The organism is Rhodoferax sp. P2_H8_2 (assembly GCF_056403235.1).
Genome location: NZ_JBFUFW010000012.1, coordinates 83341 through 107058, shown reverse-complemented (window position 1 = coordinate 107058; position 23718 = coordinate 83341). Strand labels below are relative to the sequence as shown.

Below are 23718 nucleotides of genomic sequence, written 5' to 3'. Positions count from 1 at the left end.
AAAATTCGCACCTCTCGGGGGGCAGCGACCCGCGTAGCGGCGGAGCGTGGGGGCAATAGTTTTAGTGCTTGATCTTTCCTGCCGCACTCAGAAACAAGGTGCGGTCGGCAGCGGTATCGATGTGCTTGGCCAGTGCCTGTAGCAATGCGTTCCAGTCGGTCTGGCGGCTCGCTTCCTTGCGCACAATGGTTTTGGCCAGCGGGCCAATGTGCTGACTCAACGCGCGTTCCAGCAGCATTTGCGTTTCGGAATTGAAGCTGTGCAGATTGACCGACGCGGAGTTCGGCATCGACGTTGGCATTGAGGTGCTGCTGCGCAACGCGCCCGAGCCAGACGCCGCAAAGGGCTGCGACAGGGGTTGGCTGAGTGGCTGGCTCATTGGTCTGCTTAAGGGGCGGCTCAAAGGCTGACTCATCGAGCGGGACAGTGGAACCGAGCCGCTGGTGCGCCCGGATGCGCTAGAGGGTGACGCAGTCGCAAGCCGGCTGCTGGGGCTCTTGGGATGCAGGAAGTCGTGCTGTGCGGTCGGATCTTGGATCGAGACGGCCAGCAGGTTGCGCAGGTCTTCAGCGCTGGCAGCGCGGGGCACAGCCTTCTTGATCAGCACATGGGCCAGCGGGCCGATGGCATGGGTCAGGTCGGCTTCAATCAGCTTGATGTCGTCTGTGGAGATGGCCTCTTCCTGCGACAGCAGGCGGGTCTCGCCGAAACCGGTGGGCTCCATCACAGGCGCCTGGCGCACGGCGTTGGGGTCGACCAGCGCGTAGATCTCGTGCGCGCGCTTATGCTTGTCCAGACGCTCGCCGAGGAATTCGAACATGCCTTCGCCACCGTCGCTGATGCGCGATATCACGTCGTAATAGGCGCGCGACACGGTGATCTGGTTGGCCGACGAAAAATCCATGATGCGCTGGGCCACGTTGATGCCATCGCCGACCACATTGATGCGCTTGTTGATGTCCATCAGCATGCGCACCGGGCCGATGTGCAAACCCACGCGCAGCGACAGCAGCTTGCTGTACTTTTGCAAGAGCAGGTCGCGCAACAGCAGTGAGGATCGCAGCGCTTCTTCAGGGTCACCCAGGAAGCAGATGGCGGCGCCGTCGCCGGTGTCGAGCAGGATGCGTGAGTGCTCGTCGATACCGCCGATGGCTTTGTTGATCAGCTCGTTGAACAGCGTCTTGATCGTGACCTGCTGGTCCACTGAGCGGGTGGAATAGGCCACCAGGTCGAGGAACATGATGGTGCCCATCACGTTTTTCTTCAGTGCCTCTTCCGGGTTGATCGGCACCGACTGCGAGCTGGCCACTTTTTCCACGGTGGCCTTGTTGCGCATCTGCACCGTGGTCATCATTTCGGTAGAGACATGCTCGGACTGCATGAACGCACGGCGCAATTCGGCCACGTTTTGTGGGCGTTTCTTTTCGGCGGGCGTCAACGCCCAGTCAATGGTTTGCAGCAATTGCTCACCGAAGGCCGCGCGGCTGCCCAGGTTAACAGCCTTGGGCATGGTGTCTTCCTGCACGCGCGAGGCAGACTCCATCGGTTTGGCGCCAGTGGTGATCCAGTACAGCACCGCACCGAGCGAATACAGATCGGTCCACGGGCCCTGGTTGCCCTTGGCGTGGTACTGCTCAAAGGGTGCAAATCCGGGGCTCACGATATTGGTCATGTCGTGGTCGGCCGAGACGCGGCGCGCGGCGCCAAAGTCCAGCAACACCGGCGTGCCATCGGCACGGATGTAGATGTTGTCGGGCTTGATGTCGCGGTGCAGGAAGTTGAGTTTGTGCACAGCGTCAAGACCATCCAGCAGCGGATAGACCAGCTTCAACAGGCCACGCTGGTCCAGGCCTTTTTGCTTGGCCAGCCAGTACTTCAGCGGGTCGCCCGACTCGTACTCCATGACGATATAGGCGGTACCGTTTTCCTTGAAATAGCGCAGGACGCGCACGATGTTGGGGTGGCGGAATGAGGCAAGAGCGCGGGCTTCGTCAATGAAGCGCTCCAGGCCCCAGTCGAACATGCGCTTGCCTTCTTCGGAGCGCACATGGACCGATCGGTCGGGCGCGCGCACGGCCAGGCTGGAAGGGAAATACTCCTTGATGGCGACCGGCAACTGCAGGTTGACGTCCTGCGCCAGATAGGTAATGCCGAAGCCGCCACCGCCGAGTACCTTCTCGATCTTGTACTCAAAAATCGCCTGGCCCACCTCCAGTGCCGCCATGTCGGGCACTTTGGGCGTCGGCTTGGGCGCCGGTGGCTTGGCCGCGTCTTCCATGCTCATCGGAAGTTCAATCACCTTGCTCGATCATCTTCATGGCCTTGTCCAGGCTGCGGCGCATCCGGTTAAATGCGCTGCCCAGCACGGCCACTTCGTCGCGTCCGCCCGAGCGGAACTCAGGGACATCAAAGTCACCGGTGCTGATCTTGTTGGCGGCCAGTGACATGTTGCGGATAGGCCGAATGATCAGCCAGCTCAGCATGATGTTGAGCACCACAAAAACCACGGCGAACACGCCGGCCAACGAAGCCATGAAGGTCTTGAGCGCGCGGTCGGCGTTGCGGATCGGGATGTCCATGGGCACGGTCACGACCTGCGCGCCGATGATTTCGTTGTGCTTCCAGCCGAAGCCGTTGGCTTCGCCATAGACCTTGATCATGCTGGGCGGTGCGTTCGGAGGAATGCTGTGGCAGGCCAGGCAGGCCGGGTTGGTGATCTTGATGGGTTTGGCGATATACAGCTGGCGACCGGTGGCGCCAGCGCGTTCGGAGATCAGCTCCTTGGTGTCTTCGCTTCCGCGGAACTGGTTGATCAAATCGGATTCCCAGTCGGTGGAACGGTCACGCGGGTTGGTGGGGTTCAGCGTGGCTTCTTTGTAGCCGTAGTCAGGATATTTTTTGCGGAGCTCACCCATGGTTTCGGTCGCGGCGTAGGCTGGCACGGTTTGCGGCAGGAAGTTCTCGGCCAGCATCGGGTCCAGGTGCGGCTTGATTTGCGTCACCGTGTAGGAGCGCACGGCCAGCGCCGTGTCCATCATCAGGCGGGCGTTGCGTACCACTTCGTCACGGGCGTTTTCCTGCAGCAATTGGCGCGAAATGAAACCGGCAGCGCCAAAGCCGATCAAAAACACGGCAATCAGCACCAAATTGAACTTGAGTCGCAATCCCATAAAACCCCCAGGTTTGGCAAAATGTTGAGCCCGGCTATTGTGCCTCTTGCGGGGCGTTTTGACGAAAAAAAGCGCAGTTTTGTACCCTGCGAAATGTATCGGTGCGGCAACGTGTGGATAGAGCGCCCGCGGTTGGGGTACTCAGGCGCCCATGTTGCGCAGCGCGGCCTCGATGGCGGCGGCGGTTGCCAGCGGTTTTTCCATGGGGAACAGGTGGCTTCCGTCCAGCATCATCGTGCGGCCCATGCAGACCTTGTCGGTCAGGGTCATGCCGACCTGGCGCAGCTCGGCCGAATGCAGGCCGCCCAGAAAAGCCACCGGACATTTGGGCGGATGGCGCTCCATCAGCCGTTCCATGTTGTCAGGCACCGTGTTGTAGAGCTGGGTTTCGATCTCGCGGTCAAAGGCCAGTACGCGCTTGCCGTCTATATCGACCGTGCCATGGTTGACGTAATCCCACAGCACCTGTTCGTCCCAGCGCGCGAAGGCCTTTTTGTGGCGGAAGTGTTCGAACGCAGCGTCCACATCCGGCCAGGTATTGCGCCGTTTGCGGCTGACCGCGCCGGGTGACAGCGAGCCAAACAGTTGCGCGCTCTTGAGCGCACCCAGCGCCGATGAGCGCCAGCCACCCACCAGCGGCGAATCAATCAGCAACACGCCGCGCGCCAGATGGGGATGCCGCGCCGCGGTCATCACGCTCAGGTAGCCGCCCAGCGAATGGCCCACCAGCCAGACCGGCTCGCCGGCTTTCTCGACGATAGGGGTGACGTAGTCGGCCACCTGCTGCACCAGATGTGGCCAGTTGTCGCTGACCGGGTAGCGCGGATCGTGTGCCAGCTTTTCCATCGCCTTGACGGTGAAGCCGCGCGCACGCAGGCTCTTGAACAGGACTTTGTAGGTGCAGGCGGGGAAGCTGTTGGCGTGAGAGAAGACGATCATCTTGATCAGTTGGGGACAGAGCGTCGCTGCGCTCCGGTCTGTCCCGCAATTAAATTAGTTTTTCTTCCGGCGTCGTAATTTTCTTCAGCGGCAGGCTGCGCGTGGACTGCTGCATCAGCGGAATGTTGGTCTGCTCGCCGTACCACATCGGGTCTTCAATGCTGTCAAACACTTCGCGCAGTTTTTGGCCCCAGCTGCTGTGCAGCATGCGGAAGTAAGGGTTGTTTTCGTCGATACAGACGATCTTGTCGGTACGGAAGGTATTGGCTTCATAGACCACCATGTCCATCGGCAAACCGACCGACAGGTTGGACTTGAGCGTGGAGTCCATCGACACCAGCGCGCACTTGGCAGCTTCGTCCAGCGGCGTCAGTGGCGTGATCACGCGGTCCAGCACCGGTTTGCCGTACTTGGATTCACCGACCTGGAAGTAGGGCGTCTCGGGGGTGGCCTCTATGAAGTTGCCGGCCGAATACACCTGGAACAGGCGCATGCCTTCGCCCTGAATTTGCCCGCCAAAAATCAGCGACACGTTGAAATCGACGCCAGAGGCCTTCAGCGCCGCGCCGTCACGCTCCTGCACCCGGCGTATCGCCGAACCCAGCACGCGCGCGGCATCAAACATGCTCCTGGCGTTCCAGATGGTGGTGCCCTCGTCAGCTTCGTGGTCCTTCAGCCGTTCGACCTGCAAAATCTCGCGCACCGATTGCGAAATGCTCAGGTTGCCAGCCGACAGCAGCACCATGAAACGGTCGTTCGGCTTCTCGTAGACGATCATCTTGCGGAAGGTGCTGATCTGGTCCAGCCCGGCGTTGGTGCGCGAGTCGGAGAGAAACACCAGTCCGGCGTTGAGTTTGATGGCGACGCAGTAGGTCATGGCGGTGCTCGGTGCGGGGAAACCCAGAGTGTAAAGGGGCTACTTGGGCGCGGCCTCGGCCTTCATTTCCGCCAACACCTTCTTTGCGTTCTCATTGGCTGGGTCCAGCGTGAGTGATTTCTCGTAGCTCTTGATGGCCGCATCACGTTGGCCTGCCTTGCGCTGGACTTCGCCCAGGCTGTCGTAAAGATTGCCTGAGTTGGGGGCAAGCTCTATGCCCCACTGCAGCACGGCGATGGCTTCGGGCAACTTGCCCTTGCCCATGAAACGGTAGCCCAAGCCGTTGAGCTGCGATTCGGACACATAGACGCCGTCAAATTTGGTTGCCCTCAAGGCATCAAAGCGCTTGCGGCCAGCCTCCAGGCCTTCGGCGTCGATGGCGTCGCTCAGGACATCGGCGAGACCCAGTGGTTTGATGTCCAGCAGCTCAACGTCAAAGCGCAGCGTGGAGTTGCCAGGGATAGTGCTGCGCTCCTTTTCGCCGTAAGCGAGTTGTGGCGGAATGATCAGCGTGGCCTTGTCGCCGATGTGCAGCAGGGCGAAAGCTTCATCCCAGCCCTTGATGACCTGCTTGCGGCCCAGCGTGAACGCGAAAGGTTCGTTGCGCTTCACCGAGCTGTCAAACACCTTGCCATCCAGAAACGTGCCGTGGTAATGCGCGATCACCACTTGCCCGGCTTGGGGCTGAGCGCCCTTGCCATGGGTGGTCACTACATATTGCAGGCCCGATGCAGTGGTGGTGAGGCCGGTGGGCTCTGAAGGCGTTTGTGCATGGGCCAGGCTGAGCAGCACAGAGGCAATGAGGAGGGTGATGCGCTTCATGGTGTGGCTCCGATGGGTAGGTGAAACGTGACTAGGCTTTGTTGGCCAAAGCCTTCAATTGGTACAGCGCTTCCAACGCCTCGCGCGGGCTCAATGCATCGGGGTTGATGCCCGCAAGCGCCGAATCCAGTGCGGAAGCAGCTCCTGTTTCTATAGCGGGTGGCGCGGCGAACAGGTCCACTTGGGCCTGCGATTCGGTAGCTTGTGCCTCCAGCGCTTCCAGCGTATGCCGCGCCTGGTTCAGCACTGCCGCAGGCATACCGGCAAGCCTTGCAACCTGCACGCCGTAGCTCTTGCTGGCCGGGCCGGGTTCAATCGCATGCAGGAACACGATGTCGCGGCCTGCTTCGGTGGCGCTGACGTGCACGTTCAGCGCGGCTTGGTGCGTTGCCGGGAACTCGGTCAGTTCGAAGTAGTGCGTCGCGAACAGCGTGAAAGCTTGCGTCTTGTCATGCAACTGCGTGGCAATCGCACTGGCCAGCGCCAGACCGTCGAACGTCGAGGTACCGCGCCCAATCTCGTCCATCAGCACCAGGCTGTGCGGCGTGGCGCTGTGCAGGATCTGTGCGGCCTCGGTCATCTCCAGCATGAAGGTGGACTGCGCGTTGGACAAATCGTCGGATGCGCCAATGCGGGTGTGGATCGCGTCGATAGGCCCCAAGCGGCAGGCGGCAGCGGGCACATAGCTGCCCATCGATGCCAACAAAACGATCAGTGCGACCTGACGCATGTAAGTGGACTTACCACCCATGTTCGGCCCCGTGATGACTTGCATACGCGCCTTGGCCGACAGGCGCGTGTCGTTGGCAATGAAGTTGCCGCTGGAAAGTTCCGCCAGCCGCGCCTGCACGACCGGGTGACGCCCTTGCGTGATATCGATACAGGGCTCGGCGACAAACTGCGGGGCGTTCCAGTCCAGCGTCAGTGCGCGCTCGGTCAGCGCGCACAGTGCGTCCAGGCTGGCCAGCGCGTTGGCGACGCGGGTCAGTGCCGGGATATGTGCCTGCAACTGGTCCAGCACCTGCTCGAACAAATACTTCTCGCGCGCCAGCGCACGCTCTTGCGCAGAGAGCGCCTTGTCTTCAAAAGCCTTCAGCTCCGGCGTGATGAAACGCTCTGCGTTTTTCAGCGTCTGGCGACGGCGGTAATCGTCGGGCACCTTGTCGGCTTGACCCGTGGTGACTTCGATGTAGAAGCCATGCACCCGGTTGAACTGCACGCGCAGATTCGCAATGCCGGTGCGCGCCTTTTCTCTCACTTCCAGATCCAGCAGAAAGGCATCGCAGTTGGTTTGTATGCCGCGCAACTCATCCAGATCGGCGTCATAGCCGTCCGCGATCACGCCACCGTCGCGCACCAGCGCGGCGGGTTCGGGCGCAATGGCCTTCTGCAGCAGCGTCATACAATCCGGCGGCGCCTGCAGGCTACCAAAAATATGGGCCAAATAGCCTTCCAAGCCGCGCAGATTGTGCGTAAGCAGCTCCGTTTTTTGTAGCGTCACGACCAGCGCTACGAGCTCACGCGGACGCACCTGGCGCAGCGCAGTGCGCGCGCTGATGCGCTCCACATCGGCACAACCCTTGAGTTGACCGCGCAGCGTTTGCCATAGGTTGGCGCGCAGCGTGGTAATGGCCTGGAGTCGGTGCTGGGCCTCGGTGCGCTCGCGTTGCGGCTCCAGCAACCAGCGCTTCAGCAGGCGGCTGCCCATGCCGGTCATGCAGGTATCCAACAGGCTGAATACCGTGGGCGAATCTTCGCCGCGCAGCGTCTGCACCAGTTCCAGATTGCGCCGCGTTGTGGGCGGCAGGTCGATCAGCGCATCGTCGCGCTGCACCTGCACGCTGTGGATGTGTGTGAGCGTGCGGCCTTGCGTGTGTTCAGCGTAGCCCAGTAGCGCGGCAGCCGCGGCATGGGCCAGCGGCAGGTCTTGCGCGTTCCAGGTGGTAAGGCTGGCGGCTTGCAGCGCTTCGAGCAGTTTCTTTTGCCCCAGCCCGCTGTCGAATTGCCATTCGGGGCGCGATGTCAAAAAGACGGAGGAGCCATTGCGCAGCCGCTTGATGCGTTCTTCAAACGTGGTGGTGACACCGGCGCTGTAGGCCAGCTCGCTGGGCGCCACGCGGCCCACCCAGTCGGCCACCTCGTCGGGCGCACATTCGGCCAGGAACACAACGCCTTGTGTCACCGACAGCCAGGCCAGACCGCAGCGGTTGCGCGGGCCCTGGTGCACGGCCATCAGCATGGATTCGGATTTTTCGGATAACAGTTCGGAGTCGGTCAGCGTGCCGGGTGTGACCACGCGCACCACCTTGCGCTCGACCGGGCCTTTGCCGGTGACCTCACCAACCTGTTCGCAGATAGCGACGGACTCGCCACAGCGGATCAGCTTGGCCAGGTAGCCCTCCATCGCGTGGAAGGGCACGCCGGCCATCACCACCGGCTGGCCGGCCGACTGGCCGCGTTGCGTCAGCGTAATGTCCAGCAGCCGCGCCGCTTTTTCGGCGTCGGCATAAAACATCTCGTAGAAATCCCCCATGCGGTAGAACAGCAGGGTGCCGGGGTATTCGGCTTTAAGACCCAAATACTGGGTCATCATGGGGGTATGCGGCGGGGCCAACTCGGTCATCGCGCCAAGTCTATCAAGATCGTGTGCGTCATCACACAGTCAACGGCGCCACATTGCCGCACGATGGAGAAGGAGGTGTTCCCATGAAATCAATCCGATACGCAACTTTCATCCTGCTTTCAAGTCTTTCGTTGCTGGCAATGGCAGAACAAACTGTGACCAGCGTCCCCTCCGTGGACCTGGCACGGTACAGCGGAAAATGGTTTGAGATCGCCAGCTTCCCCATGTTTTTCCAGCGCAAGTGCGTTGCGGACACCACCGCCGAATACAGCCCCGCGCCAGAGGGTGCCATCAACGTACGCAACCGGTGCCGTACCAGCTCGGGGTTCGATGAGGCAGTGGGCAAGGCCACCGTGGTCGACGGTTTTAACAACAGTCGGCTCAAGGTGTCCTTCTTCTGGCCGTTCAAGGCCGATTACTGGGTTGTGGCTCTGGACCCGGAATACCGCTGGGCGGTGGTTGGCAACCCCAACCGCAAGTACCTGTGGGTGTTGTCACGCAGCCCCCAGATTGCGCCGCCGTTGCTGGAAGCTGCGCTGGCATCTGCCGGTGCGCAGGGCTTTGACCTGACGCAGCTGCGTTACACGCCGCAGGGCGCTGCCACCAAGGCAACGCCCTAGCGCTTGCCGGGTCTACTCTGACAGCCAGGGCTGGACAAAGGCAAACCAGCCGCCTATCAGGTAGAACGCCACGCTCACGGCGTAGACCACACGCGATGTCTTACGCGTTTTCAGGCAGGCATCGCGCAGCGCCGGATCGGTCGGGCAGGGCGCATGGCGGTTGTGCCATTGCAGCGCGCCGCTGGCCAACATCATCAGACCGGCGAACACGAACAAACCTGCTTTGTGTTCGCTGAGCCAGACGACTTGTGGAAACACCGAGACCAGCGACGACAACGCCGCCCCAGCGCCAAGCGCTACCAAGAGCGCCGGTATCGCACAGCACACCAGCGTGCTCGAGGTCGCGAACAGGCTGGCTACCGACGTCCACAAGCTGCTGCGCGATTCAGTCAGACCGTCCGCGCTCATTTGCGGTCCTTCATTGCAGCCTTGATTTCGGCGACGGACTGCTGCACGGTTTCCAGCTTGACCACGTCGTAGCCGGCATCGACGATTTCCGCCGTGATGGCCTTGGTGTCCAGTGTCTGGCCTTCTTTGGCTTCAATCGCCACGGTCTTTTTCTTCAAGTCGACGAACACTTCCTTGGTGGCGCTCATTTTGGAGATGCGTTTCTCAATGCCCTGCGCACAGAACGCGCAGACCATGCCGTTGACGGTGGCCTTCACGCTGGTGGCGGCGAAGGAGGGGAGCGCTGCAACAGCGAACGCGAGGGAAATGATTATTTTTTTCATTGATAACTCCTGATCAAAATATGTACATAAAGTTGGCACGGACCTGGGAGGCGTTGTTGACCCCCAGTTCCACGAAGTAGCGGTTGTGGATGAGGCGCAGCATGGGCGTGACTTCGGTCGCATCGGACAATCCGTTCATGCGGCGTACCTCCACGATCAGCCAGGGTTGTGTCTCATCGTAGTCCACCTCGTAGAACGAAAAGCCTGCGCGTGCAGAGACAAAATCGTGGTTGATGCCATCGGCGCGGTACATCCTGGCGGTTGCCGAGGTGTAGATGCGCGTGGTCTCGTAGTCGACCTGGATACCCGGCGACGCCATGGTTTTGGCGCCCGCAAAGTCGTTGCCCGTCAGTGTGCCCAGGCCGCCGATGAACCAGACGTTGGCTTGCGCATCCGGCAGGTTCCAGCGCTTGACCAACCGGGTGTAGGTGGCCTCGTTGAGTTGCCGTGTGTGCATCTCATCGTCCGAGCGCATCTCCAAGGTGGACAGGCCTACCGCATCACGCGGTGTCAGCGCGTAGTTGGCAAAGGCTTCTTTCCAGTTGGGGCCAAAGTCGCCCATGGCCATCCAGCTGTCTTTGAAACCCATAGGCCCGGCCCAGGCTGAGAGTGCGAACAGGGAGGTGAATACGCCTGCCGCAGTTGTGCGAAGGCGCTTCATTTTGTTCGCTCCATCTTGTCTATCACCAGATGCTCGTCTTGCATCGTGACGGTGAAGCGCACCTTGTCGCCTGCTTTGAAGGTCGTCAAGTCAACACCTTCGGTCACCTTGAAGGGCATGGTCATCGCCTCCATACCGATGCTTTGAATGCGTTGGTGCTTCAGCGTGACCCGCGCTTTCTCAGGCTCGACTTTGACGATGCGGCCTTTGGTCCAATCGGGTGCGGCCGATACTGCGGCGGCGCAGGCGAGCAGGGCAATGCCCAGCCCTCGTTTCCAGAATTGCATATCTTTCTCCAAACAGCGGAGCCATTGACGTGGATGTGAACGTCAGGCTCGCGGGAATCGACCCGCATTCAGAGAATGCGGACGTGGTTCGGCTGTGGAGTCAGGAAATGGGAGGCTTGACCGCGCGCACCAGGTCGGCGCTGACAAAGCGGTCTGCGCGCGGAATCGCGGCGGTGAGAGGCTTGTGGGAGACAGTCTTGGGGGCCTGGGTTCCAAGCATTGCCAGAGACATGCACAGCTGGCAGGACTGGCAACCATGGTGGCTCTTGCTGTCGCTTTGGTCGGTGTTGGTATCTGAAGAATCGGCCTGCATCATCATCGGGCAGTCCGATGGCATGGCGTGGTCTGCTGCCGCCATCGCCATAGCGGCTGTTTCACTGGCCGCCATGTAAACCGCCATGCGCTCCGCGCTCCACCCGCGCAGGGGAAGCAAGGCAATCAGCAGGATCAGGAAAATGCGACTCACAGGTGGATGATAGCGAGAGCGAAAAGCCCTTGCAGGAACCTAACTAACCATGGGTATGGCGCATTTCCTGCAACGACTGGCGCATCACCGATACGCCGCTATGCAAGGCCAATCCGGCCATGATCGCGGCTACGGCCAGATCGGGCCAGGCGCGGCCGGTGCCAAAAACGCCGAGTGCGGCGGCCATCACCGCCAGGTTGCCCAGCGCATCGTTGCGGGAGCACAGCCAGACGCTGCGCATATTGGCGTCGCCTTCGCGAAACGCATAGAGCATCCACGCCACCGACAGGTTGGCCACCAGTGCCAACACACCGATCAGCCCCATTGTGGACGCATCCGGCACGCTTCCTGTCCACAAGCGCCAGACGGCCTGGCCCAGAACAAACAAGCCGAATACGATCATGGCGAGCGCCTTGACCAGCGCGGCACGGGCGCGCCATGCCAGTGCCGCGCTGAGCACCGCCAGCGAAACGCCGTAATTCACAGCGTCACCTGCGAAGTCGATCGCATCGGCCAAGAGCGACAGCGAACCGGACTGGTAACCGGCGCCGATTTCCACCAAAAACATTGCGGCATTGATGACCAGCGCAATCCACAAGATGCGGCGGTAGCGCGGCAAGTCGGTGATCGCCTCTGGGGTGGGGGTGTCGTGTGCGCAATGGTGACCGGACATTATTGGAATCCTCTGGAAAACCCTATTGGAAACTCTGTAGCCGCTACAGAGTCAAGCGCGTACACTGAAACCATGAAAATCGGTGAGCTTTCTACACAAACAGGCGTGGGCGTGGAAACGATACGCCATTACGAACGCGAGGGGTTGATGCCGCCGCCCGCGCGCTCCGAGAGCAATTACCGTGTCTATGACGATGCCCACGTGCAGCAGTTATCGCTGATACGGCACTGCCGTGGCATGGACATGTCGCTGCAGGAGATTCGCACGCTGCTGCATTTTCGCGACAACCCCAGCGAAAACTGCGGGCAGATCGATGCGCTGCTGGACACCCATCTTGGGCATGTCAGCCATCGCATCCGGGAACTGCGTGCACTGGAGAAGCAACTGAAAGATTTGCGGCAACAGTGCCAGGGCGCGCAGGATGCACAGCACTGCGGCATCCTGAACGGCCTCACTGAAAGCGCAGCCCATGCCACACCGACGGTGCGCAGCCATTTGCGTGGCACCCACTAACGCACCCACTGCAAGGATTCCTATGACGACTGTATTTCTGACGGGTGCCAGTGGTTTTCTGGGTGGGCATGTGCTGACCGCCTTGCGCGCAGCGGGCCACGAGGTCAAGGCGCTGTCGCGCCGCACCGAGACCGATGCCGTCATCACGGCACTCGGTGCCACGCCCGTGCGCGCTTCGCTGGACAATTCTGAGAGTCTGCAACGTGCGATGGAGGGCTGCGAAGCGGTATTCCATGTGGCAGCGGACACCAGCATGTGGCGCCGCAATGCCGCACAGCAAACGGCCACCAATGTGCAGGGTACGCAGAACATGCTGCGTGCCGCAGAGCGGTCGGGCGTCAAGGCCTTTATCCACACCTCATCGGTCTCGGCGTTCTCTCACTTGGTGCATGGCACGCTGGACGAATCGGTGGCGCAACTTGGCGAGAAGAGCTGGATCAATTACGAACGCACCAAATGCTTGGGCGAGCAGGCTGTGCGTGTCAGCAATGTGCCGTGGATCGTATTCAATCCATCGCACATCCTGGGACCCGGCGACAGGCACAACTGGTCGCGTCTGATCACGATGATTGACAGGGAAAAGCTGCCCGGCATTCCACCGGGTCTGGCGTCGTTTGCCGATGTGCGCGAGATCGCCCGGGCCCAGGTGCGCGCCTGGCAAGACCAACGGTTTGGCCAGTCCTATCTGGTCGGCGGTGAGCGCATCACCTTTGTGGATTTCGCACACAAGGTGGGCACGGCTTTGGGCAAGCGCACGCCCAAGGGGGCGACACCCGCCTGGGCGTTGATGGCATTTGCGCGTGCCGTTGATCTGTGGTCGCGTGTGACCGGCAAGGAGCCGGATATGACGCCCGAGGGCGCGATGCTGACCTGCCACCAGTTGCAGGTGAACTCTTCCAAAGCCGAGCACGAGCTGGGCTATGTGCAAACCCCGGTGGATGCGGTACTCGCCGATACGCTGGCCTGGATGCGCACTGAGCGGATGGTGGGTGCATAAAGTGTCTTCCCGGCAGACTCCTACCCCCGTGCAGATCGAGAAGGTCGGAACTTTCGCGGCCCTGTCGTCCACCGTGTCGGACAGCAGCACCATTTTTCACACCATATTTGTCCAGAGCCCGGAGGCCATTGCGCTGACGCGTGCGCGCGATGGCGCGATCGTGGAGGTCAATCAGGAGTGGCTGCGGATGACGGGCTTTGCCGTGGCGGATGTCATCGGTCGCAGCGCGGTGGATATCGGGCACTGGCCCAATGCAGAAGCGCGCGACGCGACGCTGCAACCCCTCAAGCGCAATGGCCGTATTTCGGATGCCGACGTGACCCTGTGCATGCGTGATGGCATGCCGCGCATGGTTCGCATGAATGCTGCGCTAGTGGTGCTGGATGGCGAGGAGTACATCCTCATCTATCTGCGCGATGTGACGGCCGAACGACTGGCACAGGAAGCATTGCGCGCCGGCGAGCACACGCTGGCTGAAACCAACGAAAAGCTGCAGCAGCAGGTCAAGCTCAATGGCGAGGCCCTGTCCCGGCTGCAAGAGAGCGAGACGCGCTTTCGCAGCCTGACTGAGTTGTCTTCCGACTGGTACTGGGAACAGGATGACCAGTACCGCTTCACACGGGTGGATGGCAATCTGGATGCAGCGGATGTCAAGGCGTCAGACCAGTACATGGGTTGCACGCGCTGGGAATTTGGCGGCCACAAGGTCAGTGCGGAGGATTGGGCCGCACACCGCGCGGTGCTGGAAGCGCGTGAGGTGTTTCACGATTTCGAGATGCAGCGTGTCCGCGAGGACGGAACCGTGCGCTGGGAATCCATCAGCGGTGCGCCGGTGTTTGATGGCCAGGGCCAGTTTCGCGGTTACCGCGGTACCGGAAGAGACATCAGCGCGCGCAAACAGGCCGAAGCCGATATCGAGCGCCTGGCCTACTTTGATGCATTGACAGGGTTGCCCAACAGACGGTTGTTGATAGACCGGCTGACCAAAGCGCGGGACTACAGCGCACGCCAGCACAGCCACGGCGGCTTGTTGTTCATTGACCTGGATAACTTCAAGGTGCTCAACGACACACTGGGCCATCACATGGGTGATGAACTGCTCAAGCAGGTGGCGCTGCGTCTGAGTAACTGCGTGCGCAGCATCGATACGGTGGCCCGATTGGGCGGCGATGAATTCGTGGTGATGCTGCAGGACCTGGGCGAGTCTCCGGCGGAGGCCGCCGCCATGGCTGAGACCGTCGGGAAGAAAATCCTCGCGGCATTGAACCAGCCTTTCGAGTTGGGTGGTCAGCGCCACCATAGCTCCCCCAGCATTGGCATCACGCTGTTTTTCCAGAATCTGCAAACGGTCGATGAGCTGCTCAAGCGCGCCGACCTGGCGATGTACCAGGCCAAGGCTGCAGGGCGTAATACGCAGCGCTTTTTCGACCCGGTCATGCAGGCGGCGGCGACTGCCCGCGCCGGCATGGAGGCGGATTTGCGCCAGGGGCTGGCGCGGGAAGAGTTCCTGCTCTATTACCAGCCCGTGGTGGACGACGCACGGAAGATGACGGGGGTGGAGGCGCTGATCCGCTGGAAGCACCCGGTGCGGGGCATGGTGTCGCCGGCCGAGTTCATTCCGCTGGCAGAACACACCGGGCTGATTCTTCCCATCGGCCAATGGGTATTGGAAACTGCCTGCCGGCAACTGGTAGCCTGGAGCAGCAAGCCATCTACCCAGCGACTGTCCGTGGCGGTGAATGTCAGCGCCCGGCAATTCCGTCAGCCCGAGTTCTCTGACCAGTTGTTGACGCTCTTGCGTGTTACGGGCGCCAACCCCTATCGGCTCAAGCTGGAGCTGACCGAAAGCCTGCTGCTCAACGAGATGGACGACGCGATCAACAAGATGACCGAGTTGCGCTCCATTGGCGTCAGCTTTTCTCTGGACGATTTTGGAACCGGCTATTCCTCGCTGTCATACCTCAAACGGTTGCCTTTGGACCAGCTGAAGATCGACCAGTCCTTTGTACGCGATGTGCTGAAAGACCCCAACGACGCGGCGATTGCCCGCACCATTCTGAACCTCGCTGCCAATCTGGACCTGGGTGTGGTGGCAGAGGGCGTAGAGACGGAGGGCCAGCACGACTTCTTGCTGAAGAGCGGCTGCAAGGCTTTCCAGGGCTATCTGTTCGGTCGGCCCGTACCGGTTGAGCAACTCGACCTGCCTGCACCATGAGTGGCGCTGAGCAGGAAGATCTGGCGACGCTGCGCGCGCAAGTGCAGGCCTTGCGCGCCAGCCTCGAACAGGCAGAAAAGGCGGCACGGCACGGTCGCGACATGCTCAACGCCATGTTCGTCAACGCGCCGGCCGCGATGTCCATAACGCGTTCCAGCGATGGGCGCTTTGTCGATGTCAACGCGCGCTGGACGCAGTTGATGGGGCCATCCCGTGAAGAGGTGCTGGGCCGAAAATCATCCGAACTCACCGATTGGCTGGATGCCGATTCCTTGCAGCGCGTGCGCGATGTAGCAGCGGGACAGGACGGTGCGTCTTCGGTGGATTTCTCGTTTGTGCGTCGTGATGGCCGCCACGTCAGTGTGCGCATGACTGGCGCCCGGCTGGAACTGGACGGGGAAGAGCACTATGTGGCGTACATCGTCGACGTGACTGCCGAGCGCCAGGCGCGGGAAGCGGCCCGCGTGAGCGGCGAGGCTTTGCAGGCCGTCAACGACGATCTGCTGGGGAAACTGGAGCTGTTCCGGCTGACCGAGATCGGTGCCAAAGTCGGGCACTGGATCTGGCAGATCGAAGCCGGCAGCCTGTACTGGTCGCGGGGCATGTACGAACTGACCGGCTTGCCGGTGCGGCCAGATTTGACACTGGACTATGCACGTTCCATCCTCCACCCCGAGGATATGCCCCATTTCGTCGAAGCGCGCAACCGCGTTGATGGGGAGCCGGTAGAGTTCCGTGTGATCCGGGCCGACACTGGTGAGGTGCGTTATTGGCGCGGCAGCATGCGCAGATACCAGCGCGGCGACGACTCGCTGGTGGACTATGGCGTGATCCAGGACATCACCGAGACGCATCTGACCAAGCGCGCGCTGCAGGACCGTCTGAACCAGTTGCAGGCGCTGACCGAGCTGTCTTCCGACTGGTACTGGGAGCAGGACGAACATTTCCGTTTTGTGCGTTTCGAGGGCCAACTGATAAGCAAGGCTGGCAAGTCAGGCATGCCCAGCATCGGCAAGACCCGCTGGGAAGTAGGCGCACTGAACATGAAGGACGAGGACTGGGCCGCGCACAAGGCGCTGGTGGAGTCACATGCCGTGTTCCGCGATCTGGAGCTGCAGGATACCGACTACAAGGGCCGTGTCTATTGGATGTCGCTGAGCGGTGGGCCTATGTTTGATGAGAGCGGCAAGTTCACGGGCTATCGCGGTGTGGGCCGCAATATTTCCGAACGCAAACGTGCCGAGGAAAAAATCGAGAAGCTGGCCTTCTACGATGCGTTGACGGACCTGCCCAACCGGCGCCTGCTGGTCGACCGTCTGCACTATGCGCTGGCAGCGATGGGCCGCGACAAGACCCACGGCGCGTTGCTGTTCATCGATCTGGACAACTTCAAGGACCTCAACGACTCGCAAGGCCATGACGTGGGCGACATGCTGCTGCAGGAAGTCGCCAAACGGCTGCTGGCTTGCGTGCGGGAAGTCGATACCGTGGCCCGTCTGGGTGGCGATGAGTTCGTGGTGATGGTGCAAAGCCTGGAAGGCGATGTGGAACAGGCGACCACACGTATTGAGCATGTGGGCCGCAAGGTGTTGGAGGCGCTCAACCTGCCGTACCTGCTGGGTGCGCTGGAGCACCACAGCACGCCCAGCATCGGCGTGACGATGTTTGAAAACCAGCACCAGTCGGTAGACGAGTTGCTCAAGCAGGCCGATTTGGCGATGTACGAAGCCAAGGCCGCCGGGCGCAATACATTGCGTTTCTTTGACCCTGCGATGCAGCAGTTTGTAGCGCTGCGCACGGCGATGGAACAGGAGTTGCGCCTCGGGCTGCAGCGCCATGAGCTGCTGCTGCATTACCAGCCGGTGGTCAACGCGCGCGGACGCATGGTGGGCGTGGAGGCGCTGGTGCGCTGGAACCATCCGCAGCGTGGCATGGTGCCGCCGGTGCAGTTCATTCCGATGGCGGAGCAAACCGGCCTGATCGTGCCGCTGGGCCAATGGGTACTGGAAACCGCCTGCCGCCAACTGGCCGCGTGGTCCGCCTGGTCGCATACCGCGGCACTGACCATTGCCGTGAACGTCAGTGCGCGCCAGTTCCGCCACGCCGACTTTGTGTCGGACGTGCGCAGCGTGCTGGAACGCACAGGCGCCAACCCGCGCAACCTGAAACTGGAGTTGACGGAGAGCCTGTTGCTGGCGGATAAGGAAGAGGCTGTTCGCAAGATGACCGAGCTGCGCTCCATCGGTGTGAGTTTTTCGCTGGACGATTTCGGCACCGGCTATTCGTCACTGTCGTACCTCAAGGTGCTGCCGCTGGAGCAGCTCAAGATCGACCAGTCGTTTGTGCGCGATGTGCTTTCAGATTCCAACGACGCCGCCATCGCCCGCACGGTGCTGGCGCTGGGGCATAGCCTGGGGTTGAATGTGGTGGCCGAAGGTGTGGAGACCAGTGGGCAACGTGACTTCCTGCTGGAAAACGGCTGCACGCTGTTTCAGGGGTATTTCTTTGGGCGGCCTGTGCCCGTGGATCAATTGCAGTTGGAATAAACCAAGCCCGAGCGAGGAATCGAGGGCATAGTCGGACTGTGGGTTTTGGCCGATTTCATTTGCCTTCAGCAAATCATGAGGCTAAGGCCCATGGGCCGATTACGCCCGTGCGAACGCAAAAAAAGACTATGAGTTGCTCAGCGCCGTTTTGTCCGCCACGCTGGCAAACTTGCTGTGCTTGCCCAGAATGCTGACCAACTGGCCGTACACCTTGGGGTTGGCGGCTATGCATTCGTTTTGTTCCAGGAAGTCGGCATCGCCGGTGAAGTTACCCACCAGACCACCCGCCTCTGTCACCAGCAGCGAGCCCGCTGCCACGTCCCAGGGTTGCAAACCCAGTTCAAAGAAACCATCGGTGAAACCCGCAGCCACATAGGCCAGGTCCAAAGCGGCCGCACCTGGGCGGCGCAGACCTGCGCTCTTCTGCATGACTTCGCCCATCATCGTCAGATAGTGGTTGAAGTTGTCGCCCGGACGGTAGGGGAAACCGGTGGAAATCAGCGAATCTTTTAGCTGAATGCGCTTGGAAACACGGATGCGGCGGTCGTTCATGAAAGCGCCGCGGCCTTTGGTGGCGGTGAACAGGTCGTTGCGGGTCGGGTCGTAGACGACGGCCTGCTCAACCTTGCCTTTGACGGCCAGCGCAATGCTGACGCAGTACACGGGCAGGCCGTGGATGAAATTGGTGGTGCCGTCCAAAGGATCGATGATCCAGACGAATTCGGAGTCTTGTGCGCCGTGTTCACGGCCGGATTCTTCAGCCCAGATGCCGTGGCCGGGGTAGGCTGTCAGCAGGGTTTCTATGATCGCGGCTTCTGCAGCCTGGTCCACTTCAGTGACGAAGTCGTTCGCTTTCTTTTGCGAAACGCGGACCGATTCAATGTCCAGCGCGGCGCGGTTGATGATGTTGCCAGCGGCGCGGGCGGCCTTGATGGCCACATTGATCATGGGGTGCAGATTGGGCGACATAGATTTTTGGGGGAAGAACTGGGACGGACCGTCTGACGATGCAGGCGGCGACAATATGCCCATTTTAACCGCGCCGCCTTGAGAGCGCACCCTAGCGGTCTTTCTTGCCCCGATTCAGCCCATGCAAACCCGTTTTATCCTGATCAACACCAGCCACGCCGGCAATGTGGGCGCCGCCGCCCGCGCGATGAAAACCATGGGATTTGATGATCTGGTGCTGGTGGCACCGCGCTGGGCCAATGTGTTGCGCCGGGAGGAAACCATACAGCGGGCCAGCGGCGCGCTGGACGTGCTGGACAAGTGCCGCATCGTCGACACGCTGGACGAGGCGCTGGAGGGCATGACCCATTTGTGCGCCACTGCGATGACGCCGCGCGACTTCGGACCGCCGACTACAACGCCCCGTGAGCATTTTTCGATGCTATCAAAAGGTGAGCTGCCCACGCCTGCAGGACGGGCGCTGGAGCCCCAAAATGGGGTTGCTTTTCTGTTCGGTTCTGAGCGCTACGGCATGCGAAATGAAGACGTGTACCGCTGCCATGTGTGCCTTTCCATCCCCAGCAACCCGCAGTTCGGCTCGCTCAATATCGGCGCGGCTTTGCAAGTGATCGCTTACGAATGGCGGTTGGCTCTGGGCGGGTTTGCGCTGGGAGCCGCCACTGCCCCGAGCGTACTGGCGGATGCTCCCCAGGTCGCTGGCATGTTGACGCATCTGGAGCAATCGCTGGTCGCACTGGGCTTTCTGGACCCGGCCGCGCCCAAGAAACTGATGCCGCGGTTGAACGCCTTGTTCAACCGGGCGCAGGTGACGCAGGAGGAAATCCACATCTTGCGTGGTATCGCCAAGGCCATCCTGCAGCAGAAATGACCCCCACGCTCCACCGCGCTGCGGGTCGCTGCCCCCCAATGGGGTGTTCGCGCCTTGGGGCGGCCCAGCGGCGCTCGGGCCAAGCACCGGCTGCCAGTGGGGGATTGGTGTCTATAGACAGCAAGCCCGGTTTGAACGGATAGACTGCGAAGCATGTTTTCTCGACTCCGCTCCGATATCCAGTGCATCCTGGACCGCGACCCCGCCGCCCGAACGACCTGGGAGGTGCTGACCTGCTATCCCGGGCTGCATGCGTTGTGGCTGCACCGCCGTGCGCATTGGTGCTGGAGCCATGGCTTCAAATGGCTGGGGCGCTTTATCTCGCACTTGGGCCGTTTTTTAACCGGCATTGAAATCCACCCTGGCGCCAAGATTGGCGAGCGCGTGTTCTTCGACCACGCGATGGGCGTCGTGATCGGCGAAACCGCCGAAATTGGCGACGGCTGCACGATTTACCAGGGCGTGACCCTGGGCGGAACCTCGCTGTACAAAGGCGTGAAGCGCCACCCGACGTTGGGCAAAGACGTGGTGGTCAGCGCAGGCGCCAAGGTGCTGGGCGGTTTTGAAGTGGGCGATGGCGCCAAGATCGGCAGCAATGCCGTGGTGATCAAGCCCGTGCCTGCGGGCGCCACAGCGGTTGGCATCCCGGCGCGCATCATCCCCAGCAAAGCGGGCGAGAGCGCCGATGTGACGACACAAGACCGCAAATTCTCTGCCTACGGCATCACGCAGGACGACGACCCGGTCAGCCAGGCACTGCGTGGTTTGATCGACTCTGCATCAGGCCAAGACCACCAGATTGCGCTGCTGTGGAAGGCGATTGAATCGCTGTCGGCCAGCCGTGCCCAGGAAGACTGTGTACCGCAAGATGCGGCGCGCAAAGAGTGCTTTGAGGCTGCCAAGCTCAACGAGCTGGTCGGCAAATGAGTTTTTGAATTGCTATTGATTCAATAGCTGCTTACGCACATTCTGTGCGGCTTCCAGCCTGATTTCGTGCTTATTTTGGAGCGCGGATTGCGCTCTTCGGGCGAAACGCCTTGCACACCGCATCGTCGGTTTCAAGATACGGCCCGCCAATCAGGTCAATGCAATACGGCACCGCGGCAAAGATGCCGGGCACGATTTGCTTGCCGTCTGCGTCTTTCAAACCTTCCAGTGTTTCGGCAATCGACTTGGGCTGCCCGGGCAGGTTGATGATCAGCGACTGATCGCGAATCACCGCCACTTGGCGCGACAGGATCGCGGTGGGTACAAAGTGCAGGCTGATCGCGCGCATCTGTTCGCCAAAACCCGGCATTTCCTTGTGCGCAACGGCCAACGTAGCTTCCGGCGTCACATCGCGCACCGCGGGGCCGGTGCCGCCGGTGGTGAGCACCAGCGAGCAACCGGCGTTGACCAATTCAACGAGCGTGGCGCTGATCGTGGCCTGTTCATCCGCAATCAGGCGGGGCTCAAACGTGATGGGGTTGTGCAGCGTTTTGGTGAGCCAAGCTTGTAATGCAGGCAAGCCCTTGTCTTCGTACACGCCACTGGACGCGCGGTCGCTAATGGAAACGATGCCGATCTTGACGGCATCACAAGCAACGTTGCTCAATCTTCGTCCTCGTCATCTTCATCGTCAGATGGCGGCGCAGCGTGTGCATTCTCTTGGTTGGTCGTCAGCGCTTCACGTACCAGCAGAAAGATCTCGCGGTACGAACGGCCATGGCGCACGGCAGCACCCGGCTTCTCGGGCTTGGCGTCCTTGCGGGCCTGACGCACAAGTGCGCGCAGTTGCTGGCTGTCGGTGTCCGGACTCAGGTTGAGCCATTGGCCGACCGCGTCGTCATCGGCAATCAGGCGGTCGCGCCATTGCTCGGACTGGTGCAGGATCAGCGTTTCCTGCGCGGAAGGCATGTGCTGCTCTTCTAGCGCCGCGCGGATCTCGGCATGCTTCTCGGGTGTCAGCAGGCGCATCTGCTTGCCGATGAACTGCATCTGGCGGCGCTTGCCTTCAAAATTGGTGATGCGCTTGGCTTCGGCCACGCCGTCTGCCAGCTTGTCGGGCAGCTCCAGCTTGGTTAGCAGTTCTGCGCGCAAAGTCAGCAAATCTTCACCAAGCTTTTGCAACTCGGTGCTTTCTTTTTTCAGGTCGGTACGGGTCGGTTCATCCGTACCCTTGAGTTCGCGCTTGTACTCCAGGTCCAGTGCGCTGCCTTCGGCGACGAACTGGCCCTTGACGTAATAGCCTTTTTTGAGTTTGCGTGACATAGCCAAGTATCATAGCCGTCGCCATGAAGAAACCCCTGACTGCCTCTGTGCCCCACAAAACATCCACCCACTCCTCGACTACTGCCGCCACCGGTTTTGCCTATTCCCAGGCTTTTTTCGAGACCCGGGTTGACACTGCGCTGAGCTGGGCCAAAAAACTGGGTGCCACGGACGCGGGTGCGGAAGTGTCCGAAGGCTGCGGCCTGAGCGTTTCGGTACGCAATGGCGAACTGGAGAACGTGGAGCGCAACCGCGACAAATCGCTGGGCGTGACCGTGTATGTGGGCAATCGCCGCGGCAATGCCAGCACCTCTGATTTTTCTGACGCCGCGATTGAACAAACCGTGCGCGCGGCCTACGACATTGCGCGTTTCACTGCCGAAGACCCGTTTGCCAGCCTGCCGGATGCGCATGACATTTGCCCTCCCAAGGACCGCCTGCGCGAGCTGGACCTGTTCTTCCCCTGGGCCATCGATAGCGAAGGCGCGGCCAAACTGGCGCTGGAATGCGAAGCGGCGGCACTGTCCGTCGACAAACGCATCACCAACAGCGAAGGCGCTGCCGTATCGGCCCAGCAATCGCATTTCTTCAGCGCACTGACCAACGGTTTTCGCGGTGGCTATGCGTCGTCGCGCCATTCGCTGTCGGTGTCCCCGATTGCAGGCAAAGGCGACGACATGCAGCGCGACGCCTGGTACAGCTCGATGCGCTCCGCCGACGAACTGGCCTCACCCCAAGCGATTGGCCGCTACGCCGCAGAGCGCGCGCTGAGCCGTTTGAAGGCACGCAAGATCAAGACGGTGGAATGCCCTGTGCTGTTCGAGTCTCCACTGGCGGCCGGTTTGCTCGGTGCATTTGTGCAGGCCGTCAGCGGTGGTGCGCTGTACCGCAAGAGCACCTTCCTGCTGGACTCTTTGGGCAAACAGGTGTTCCCCAAGCACATCGATATTCTGGAAGACCCGTTCATCAAGCGCGGCAAAGGCAGCTCACCATTCGACGACGAAGGCGTGCGCGTGCAGGCCCGCAAAGTGGTGGACGCTGGCCGCGTGCAAGGCTACTTCCTGTCCAGCTATTCCGCCCGCAAACTGGGTATGCGCACGACAGGCAACGCCGGCGGTTCGCACAATTTGACCTTCACATCGCGCCTGACCCGTGCGAGCGATGATCTCGATGCTATGTTGCAAAAGCTCGGCACAGGCCTGTTTGTCACCGAACTTATGGGGCAGGGCACGAACTACGTGACCGGCGACTATTCGCGCGGTGCAAGTGGTTTCTGGGTCGAGAAAGGGCGCATTGCATACCCAGTGCACGAGATCACGATTGCCGGAAACATGAAGGCGATGCTCAAGGGGATCGAGGCTGTGGGGGCGGATACCTACAACTACGGTGCCAAGACCGTGGGCTCGATTCTGGTGAACCGGATGAAGGTTGCTGGGTCTTAGCTTCTTGCTTTTGGTGGGTTGCGCGCGCTCCGGAGCAGCCAGGGTATAC

Annotated in this window: 23 protein-coding genes; 8 read left to right on the top strand and 15 right to left on the bottom strand. The window is 61.0% G+C overall.

Annotated elements, in window-relative coordinates:
• Positions 1-61 precede the first annotated feature (61 nt).
• The 6 genes from AC1DV6_RS17520 to mutS form a co-directional block, all read right to left on the bottom strand.
• Positions 62-2299 carry a protein kinase domain-containing protein gene (locus AC1DV6_RS17520; protein ID WP_477979710.1) on the bottom strand — a complete coding sequence of 746 codons (2238 nt, stop codon included), beginning with the start codon at positions 2297-2299 and terminating at the stop codon, positions 62-64.
• Entirely contained in the window at positions 2292-3170 is an 879-nt protein-coding gene (locus tag AC1DV6_RS17515) for a c-type heme family protein (protein ID WP_477979708.1), read from the bottom strand. The genes AC1DV6_RS17520 and AC1DV6_RS17515 overlap by 8 nt, the downstream gene beginning before the upstream one ends.
• A 141-nt stretch (positions 3171-3311) precedes the next feature.
• The gene (locus AC1DV6_RS17510; RefSeq protein ID WP_477979753.1) at positions 3312-4115 is read right to left on the bottom strand and encodes an alpha/beta hydrolase; all 804 of its coding nucleotides are present in this window, start codon (positions 4113-4115) and stop codon (positions 3312-3314) included.
• 43 nt (positions 4116-4158) lie between these two features.
• The gene (locus AC1DV6_RS17505) at positions 4159-4986 is read right to left on the bottom strand and encodes a proteasome-type protease (protein ID WP_477979706.1); all 828 of its coding nucleotides are present in this window, start codon (positions 4984-4986) and stop codon (positions 4159-4161) included.
• A gap of 39 nt (positions 4987-5025) precedes the next feature.
• Positions 5026-5808: an FKBP-type peptidyl-prolyl cis-trans isomerase gene (locus AC1DV6_RS17500; RefSeq protein ID WP_477979704.1), complete on the bottom strand. Its 783-nt coding sequence runs from the start codon at positions 5806-5808 to the stop codon at positions 5026-5028.
• A gap of 31 nt (positions 5809-5839) precedes the next feature.
• Positions 5840-8431, bottom strand: a complete 2592-nt coding sequence (mutS, locus tag AC1DV6_RS17495) for a DNA mismatch repair protein MutS (RefSeq protein ID WP_477979702.1) — start codon at positions 8429-8431, stop codon at positions 5840-5842.
• 83 nt (positions 8432-8514) lie between these two features.
• Between mutS and AC1DV6_RS17490 the strand changes: the two genes are divergently transcribed.
• The gene (locus AC1DV6_RS17490) at positions 8515-9051 is read left to right on the top strand and encodes a lipocalin family protein (protein WP_477979700.1); all 537 of its coding nucleotides are present in this window, start codon (positions 8515-8517) and stop codon (positions 9049-9051) included.
• 12 nt (positions 9052-9063) lie between these two features.
• Here AC1DV6_RS17490 and AC1DV6_RS17485 read toward each other — a convergent pair whose 3' ends face one another.
• The 6 genes from AC1DV6_RS17485 to AC1DV6_RS17460 all read right to left on the bottom strand — a co-directional run bounded on the left by AC1DV6_RS17485 (position 9064) and on the right by AC1DV6_RS17460 (position 11869).
• The gene (locus AC1DV6_RS17485; RefSeq protein ID WP_477979698.1) at positions 9064-9459 is read right to left on the bottom strand and encodes a hypothetical protein; all 396 of its coding nucleotides are present in this window, start codon (positions 9457-9459) and stop codon (positions 9064-9066) included.
• Positions 9456-9782 (bottom strand): heavy-metal-associated domain-containing protein, encoded by a 327-nt coding sequence (locus AC1DV6_RS17480; RefSeq protein ID WP_477979696.1) that lies wholly within the window; start codon positions 9780-9782, stop codon positions 9456-9458. The genes AC1DV6_RS17485 and AC1DV6_RS17480 overlap by 4 nt, the downstream gene beginning before the upstream one ends.
• Positions 9783-9795: 13 nt before the next feature.
• Positions 9796-10443 carry a hypothetical protein gene (locus AC1DV6_RS17475; RefSeq protein WP_477979694.1) on the bottom strand — a complete coding sequence of 216 codons (648 nt, stop codon included), beginning with the start codon at positions 10441-10443 and terminating at the stop codon, positions 9796-9798.
• Entirely contained in the window at positions 10440-10730 is a 291-nt protein-coding gene (locus tag AC1DV6_RS17470; protein ID WP_477979692.1) for a copper-binding protein, read from the bottom strand. The genes AC1DV6_RS17475 and AC1DV6_RS17470 overlap by 4 nt, the downstream gene beginning before the upstream one ends.
• Before the next feature lie 100 nt (positions 10731-10830).
• Positions 10831-11196: a hypothetical protein gene (locus AC1DV6_RS17465; protein ID WP_477979690.1), complete on the bottom strand. Its 366-nt coding sequence runs from the start codon at positions 11194-11196 to the stop codon at positions 10831-10833.
• Between the two features lie 43 nt (positions 11197-11239).
• Positions 11240-11869, bottom strand: coding sequence for a cation efflux transmembrane domain-containing protein (locus AC1DV6_RS17460; protein WP_477979688.1), 630 nt, complete (start codon positions 11867-11869; stop codon positions 11240-11242).
• 72 nt (positions 11870-11941) lie between these two features.
• Between AC1DV6_RS17460 and cadR the strand changes: the two genes are divergently transcribed.
• The 4 genes from cadR to AC1DV6_RS17440 are packed head-to-tail and all read left to right on the top strand — an operon-like array spanning position 11942 to position 18140.
• A complete protein-coding gene (cadR, locus tag AC1DV6_RS17455; protein WP_477979686.1) occupies positions 11942-12382 on the top strand; it encodes a Cd(II)/Pb(II)-responsive transcriptional regulator in 441 nt (146 codons plus the stop codon).
• A gap of 22 nt (positions 12383-12404) precedes the next feature.
• Entirely contained in the window at positions 12405-13379 is a 975-nt protein-coding gene (locus AC1DV6_RS17450; RefSeq protein ID WP_477979684.1) for an NAD-dependent epimerase/dehydratase family protein, read from the top strand.
• Between the two features lie 28 nt (positions 13380-13407).
• Positions 13408-15594, top strand: a complete 2187-nt coding sequence (locus AC1DV6_RS17445; protein ID WP_477979682.1) for a putative bifunctional diguanylate cyclase/phosphodiesterase — start codon at positions 13408-13410, stop codon at positions 15592-15594.
• Positions 15591-18140, top strand: a complete 2550-nt coding sequence (locus tag AC1DV6_RS17440) for a sensor domain-containing protein (RefSeq protein WP_477979680.1) — start codon at positions 15591-15593, stop codon at positions 18138-18140. Before AC1DV6_RS17445 ends, AC1DV6_RS17440 begins: the two co-directional genes overlap by 4 nt.
• 126 nt (positions 18141-18266) lie before the next feature.
• On the opposite strand, the gene AC1DV6_RS17435 is transcribed toward AC1DV6_RS17440, so the two are convergent.
• Positions 18267-19109: an inositol monophosphatase family protein gene (locus AC1DV6_RS17435; protein WP_477979678.1), complete on the bottom strand. Its 843-nt coding sequence runs from the start codon at positions 19107-19109 to the stop codon at positions 18267-18269.
• Between the two features lie 121 nt (positions 19110-19230).
• Between AC1DV6_RS17435 and AC1DV6_RS17430 the strand changes: the two genes are divergently transcribed.
• Together AC1DV6_RS17430 and cysE are read left to right on the top strand one after the other, a co-directional pair.
• Positions 19231-19977: an RNA methyltransferase gene (locus tag AC1DV6_RS17430; RefSeq protein ID WP_477979676.1), complete on the top strand. Its 747-nt coding sequence runs from the start codon at positions 19231-19233 to the stop codon at positions 19975-19977.
• Positions 19978-20130: 153 nt separating this feature from the next.
• Positions 20131-20904 carry a serine O-acetyltransferase gene (gene cysE / locus AC1DV6_RS17425; protein ID WP_477979674.1) on the top strand — a complete coding sequence of 258 codons (774 nt, stop codon included), beginning with the start codon at positions 20131-20133 and terminating at the stop codon, positions 20902-20904.
• 70 nt (positions 20905-20974) lie between these two features.
• Here the strand turns inward: cysE and mog are convergent, their stop codons facing one another.
• Positions 20975-21571, bottom strand: coding sequence for a molybdopterin adenylyltransferase (gene mog / locus AC1DV6_RS17420; RefSeq protein WP_477979672.1), 597 nt, complete (start codon positions 21569-21571; stop codon positions 20975-20977).
• On the bottom strand, positions 21568-22227 hold the full coding sequence (yjgA, locus tag AC1DV6_RS17415; protein ID WP_477979670.1) for a ribosome biogenesis factor YjgA: 660 nt from the start codon (positions 22225-22227) through the stop codon (positions 21568-21570). Before yjgA ends, mog begins: the two co-directional genes overlap by 4 nt.
• Before the next feature lie 23 nt (positions 22228-22250).
• On the opposite strand from yjgA, the gene pmbA reads away from it, so the two are divergent.
• Complete coding sequence (pmbA, locus tag AC1DV6_RS17410; RefSeq protein ID WP_477979668.1) at positions 22251-23669, top strand: metalloprotease PmbA; 1419 nt, start codon at positions 22251-22253, stop codon at positions 23667-23669.
• Positions 23670-23718: the final 49 nt, after the last annotated feature.

Bases quoted from the DNA above. Each gene is read 5' to 3' on its own strand.
- cadR (WP_477979686.1), top strand. From the start codon at position 11,942: ATGAAAATCGGTGAGCTTTCTACACAAACAGGCGTGGGCGTGGAAACG.
- cysE (WP_477979674.1), top strand. From the start codon at position 20,131: ATGTTTTCTCGACTCCGCTCCGATATCCAGTGCATCCTGGACCGCGAC.
- AC1DV6_RS17500 (WP_477979704.1), bottom strand. From the start codon at position 5,808: ATGAAGCGCATCACCCTCCTCATTGCCTCTGTGCTGCTCAGCCTGGCC.
- yjgA (WP_477979670.1), bottom strand. From the start codon at position 22,227: ATGTCACGCAAACTCAAAAAAGGCTATTACGTCAAGGGCCAGTTCGTC.
- AC1DV6_RS17475 (WP_477979694.1), bottom strand. From the start codon at position 10,443: ATGAAGCGCCTTCGCACAACTGCGGCAGGCGTATTCACCTCCCTGTTC.
- AC1DV6_RS17440 (WP_477979680.1), top strand. From the start codon at position 15,591: ATGAGTGGCGCTGAGCAGGAAGATCTGGCGACGCTGCGCGCGCAAGTG.
- AC1DV6_RS17435 (WP_477979678.1), bottom strand. From the start codon at position 19,109: ATGTCGCCCAATCTGCACCCCATGATCAATGTGGCCATCAAGGCCGCC.
- AC1DV6_RS17460 (WP_477979688.1), bottom strand. From the start codon at position 11,869: ATGTCCGGTCACCATTGCGCACACGACACCCCCACCCCAGAGGCGATC.
- AC1DV6_RS17490 (WP_477979700.1), top strand. From the start codon at position 8,515: ATGAAATCAATCCGATACGCAACTTTCATCCTGCTTTCAAGTCTTTCG.
- AC1DV6_RS17480 (WP_477979696.1), bottom strand. From the start codon at position 9,782: ATGAAAAAAATAATCATTTCCCTCGCGTTCGCTGTTGCAGCGCTCCCC.
- AC1DV6_RS17485 (WP_477979698.1), bottom strand. From the start codon at position 9,459: ATGAGCGCGGACGGTCTGACTGAATCGCGCAGCAGCTTGTGGACGTCG.
- AC1DV6_RS17450 (WP_477979684.1), top strand. From the start codon at position 12,405: ATGACGACTGTATTTCTGACGGGTGCCAGTGGTTTTCTGGGTGGGCAT.
- AC1DV6_RS17505 (WP_477979706.1), bottom strand. From the start codon at position 4,986: ATGACCTACTGCGTCGCCATCAAACTCAACGCCGGACTGGTGTTTCTC.
- AC1DV6_RS17470 (WP_477979692.1), bottom strand. From the start codon at position 10,730: ATGCAATTCTGGAAACGAGGGCTGGGCATTGCCCTGCTCGCCTGCGCC.
- pmbA (WP_477979668.1), top strand. From the start codon at position 22,251: ATGAAGAAACCCCTGACTGCCTCTGTGCCCCACAAAACATCCACCCAC.
- AC1DV6_RS17515 (WP_477979708.1), bottom strand. From the start codon at position 3,170: ATGGGATTGCGACTCAAGTTCAATTTGGTGCTGATTGCCGTGTTTTTG.
- AC1DV6_RS17430 (WP_477979676.1), top strand. From the start codon at position 19,231: ATGCAAACCCGTTTTATCCTGATCAACACCAGCCACGCCGGCAATGTG.
- mutS (WP_477979702.1), bottom strand. From the start codon at position 8,431: ATGACCGAGTTGGCCCCGCCGCATACCCCCATGATGACCCAGTATTTG.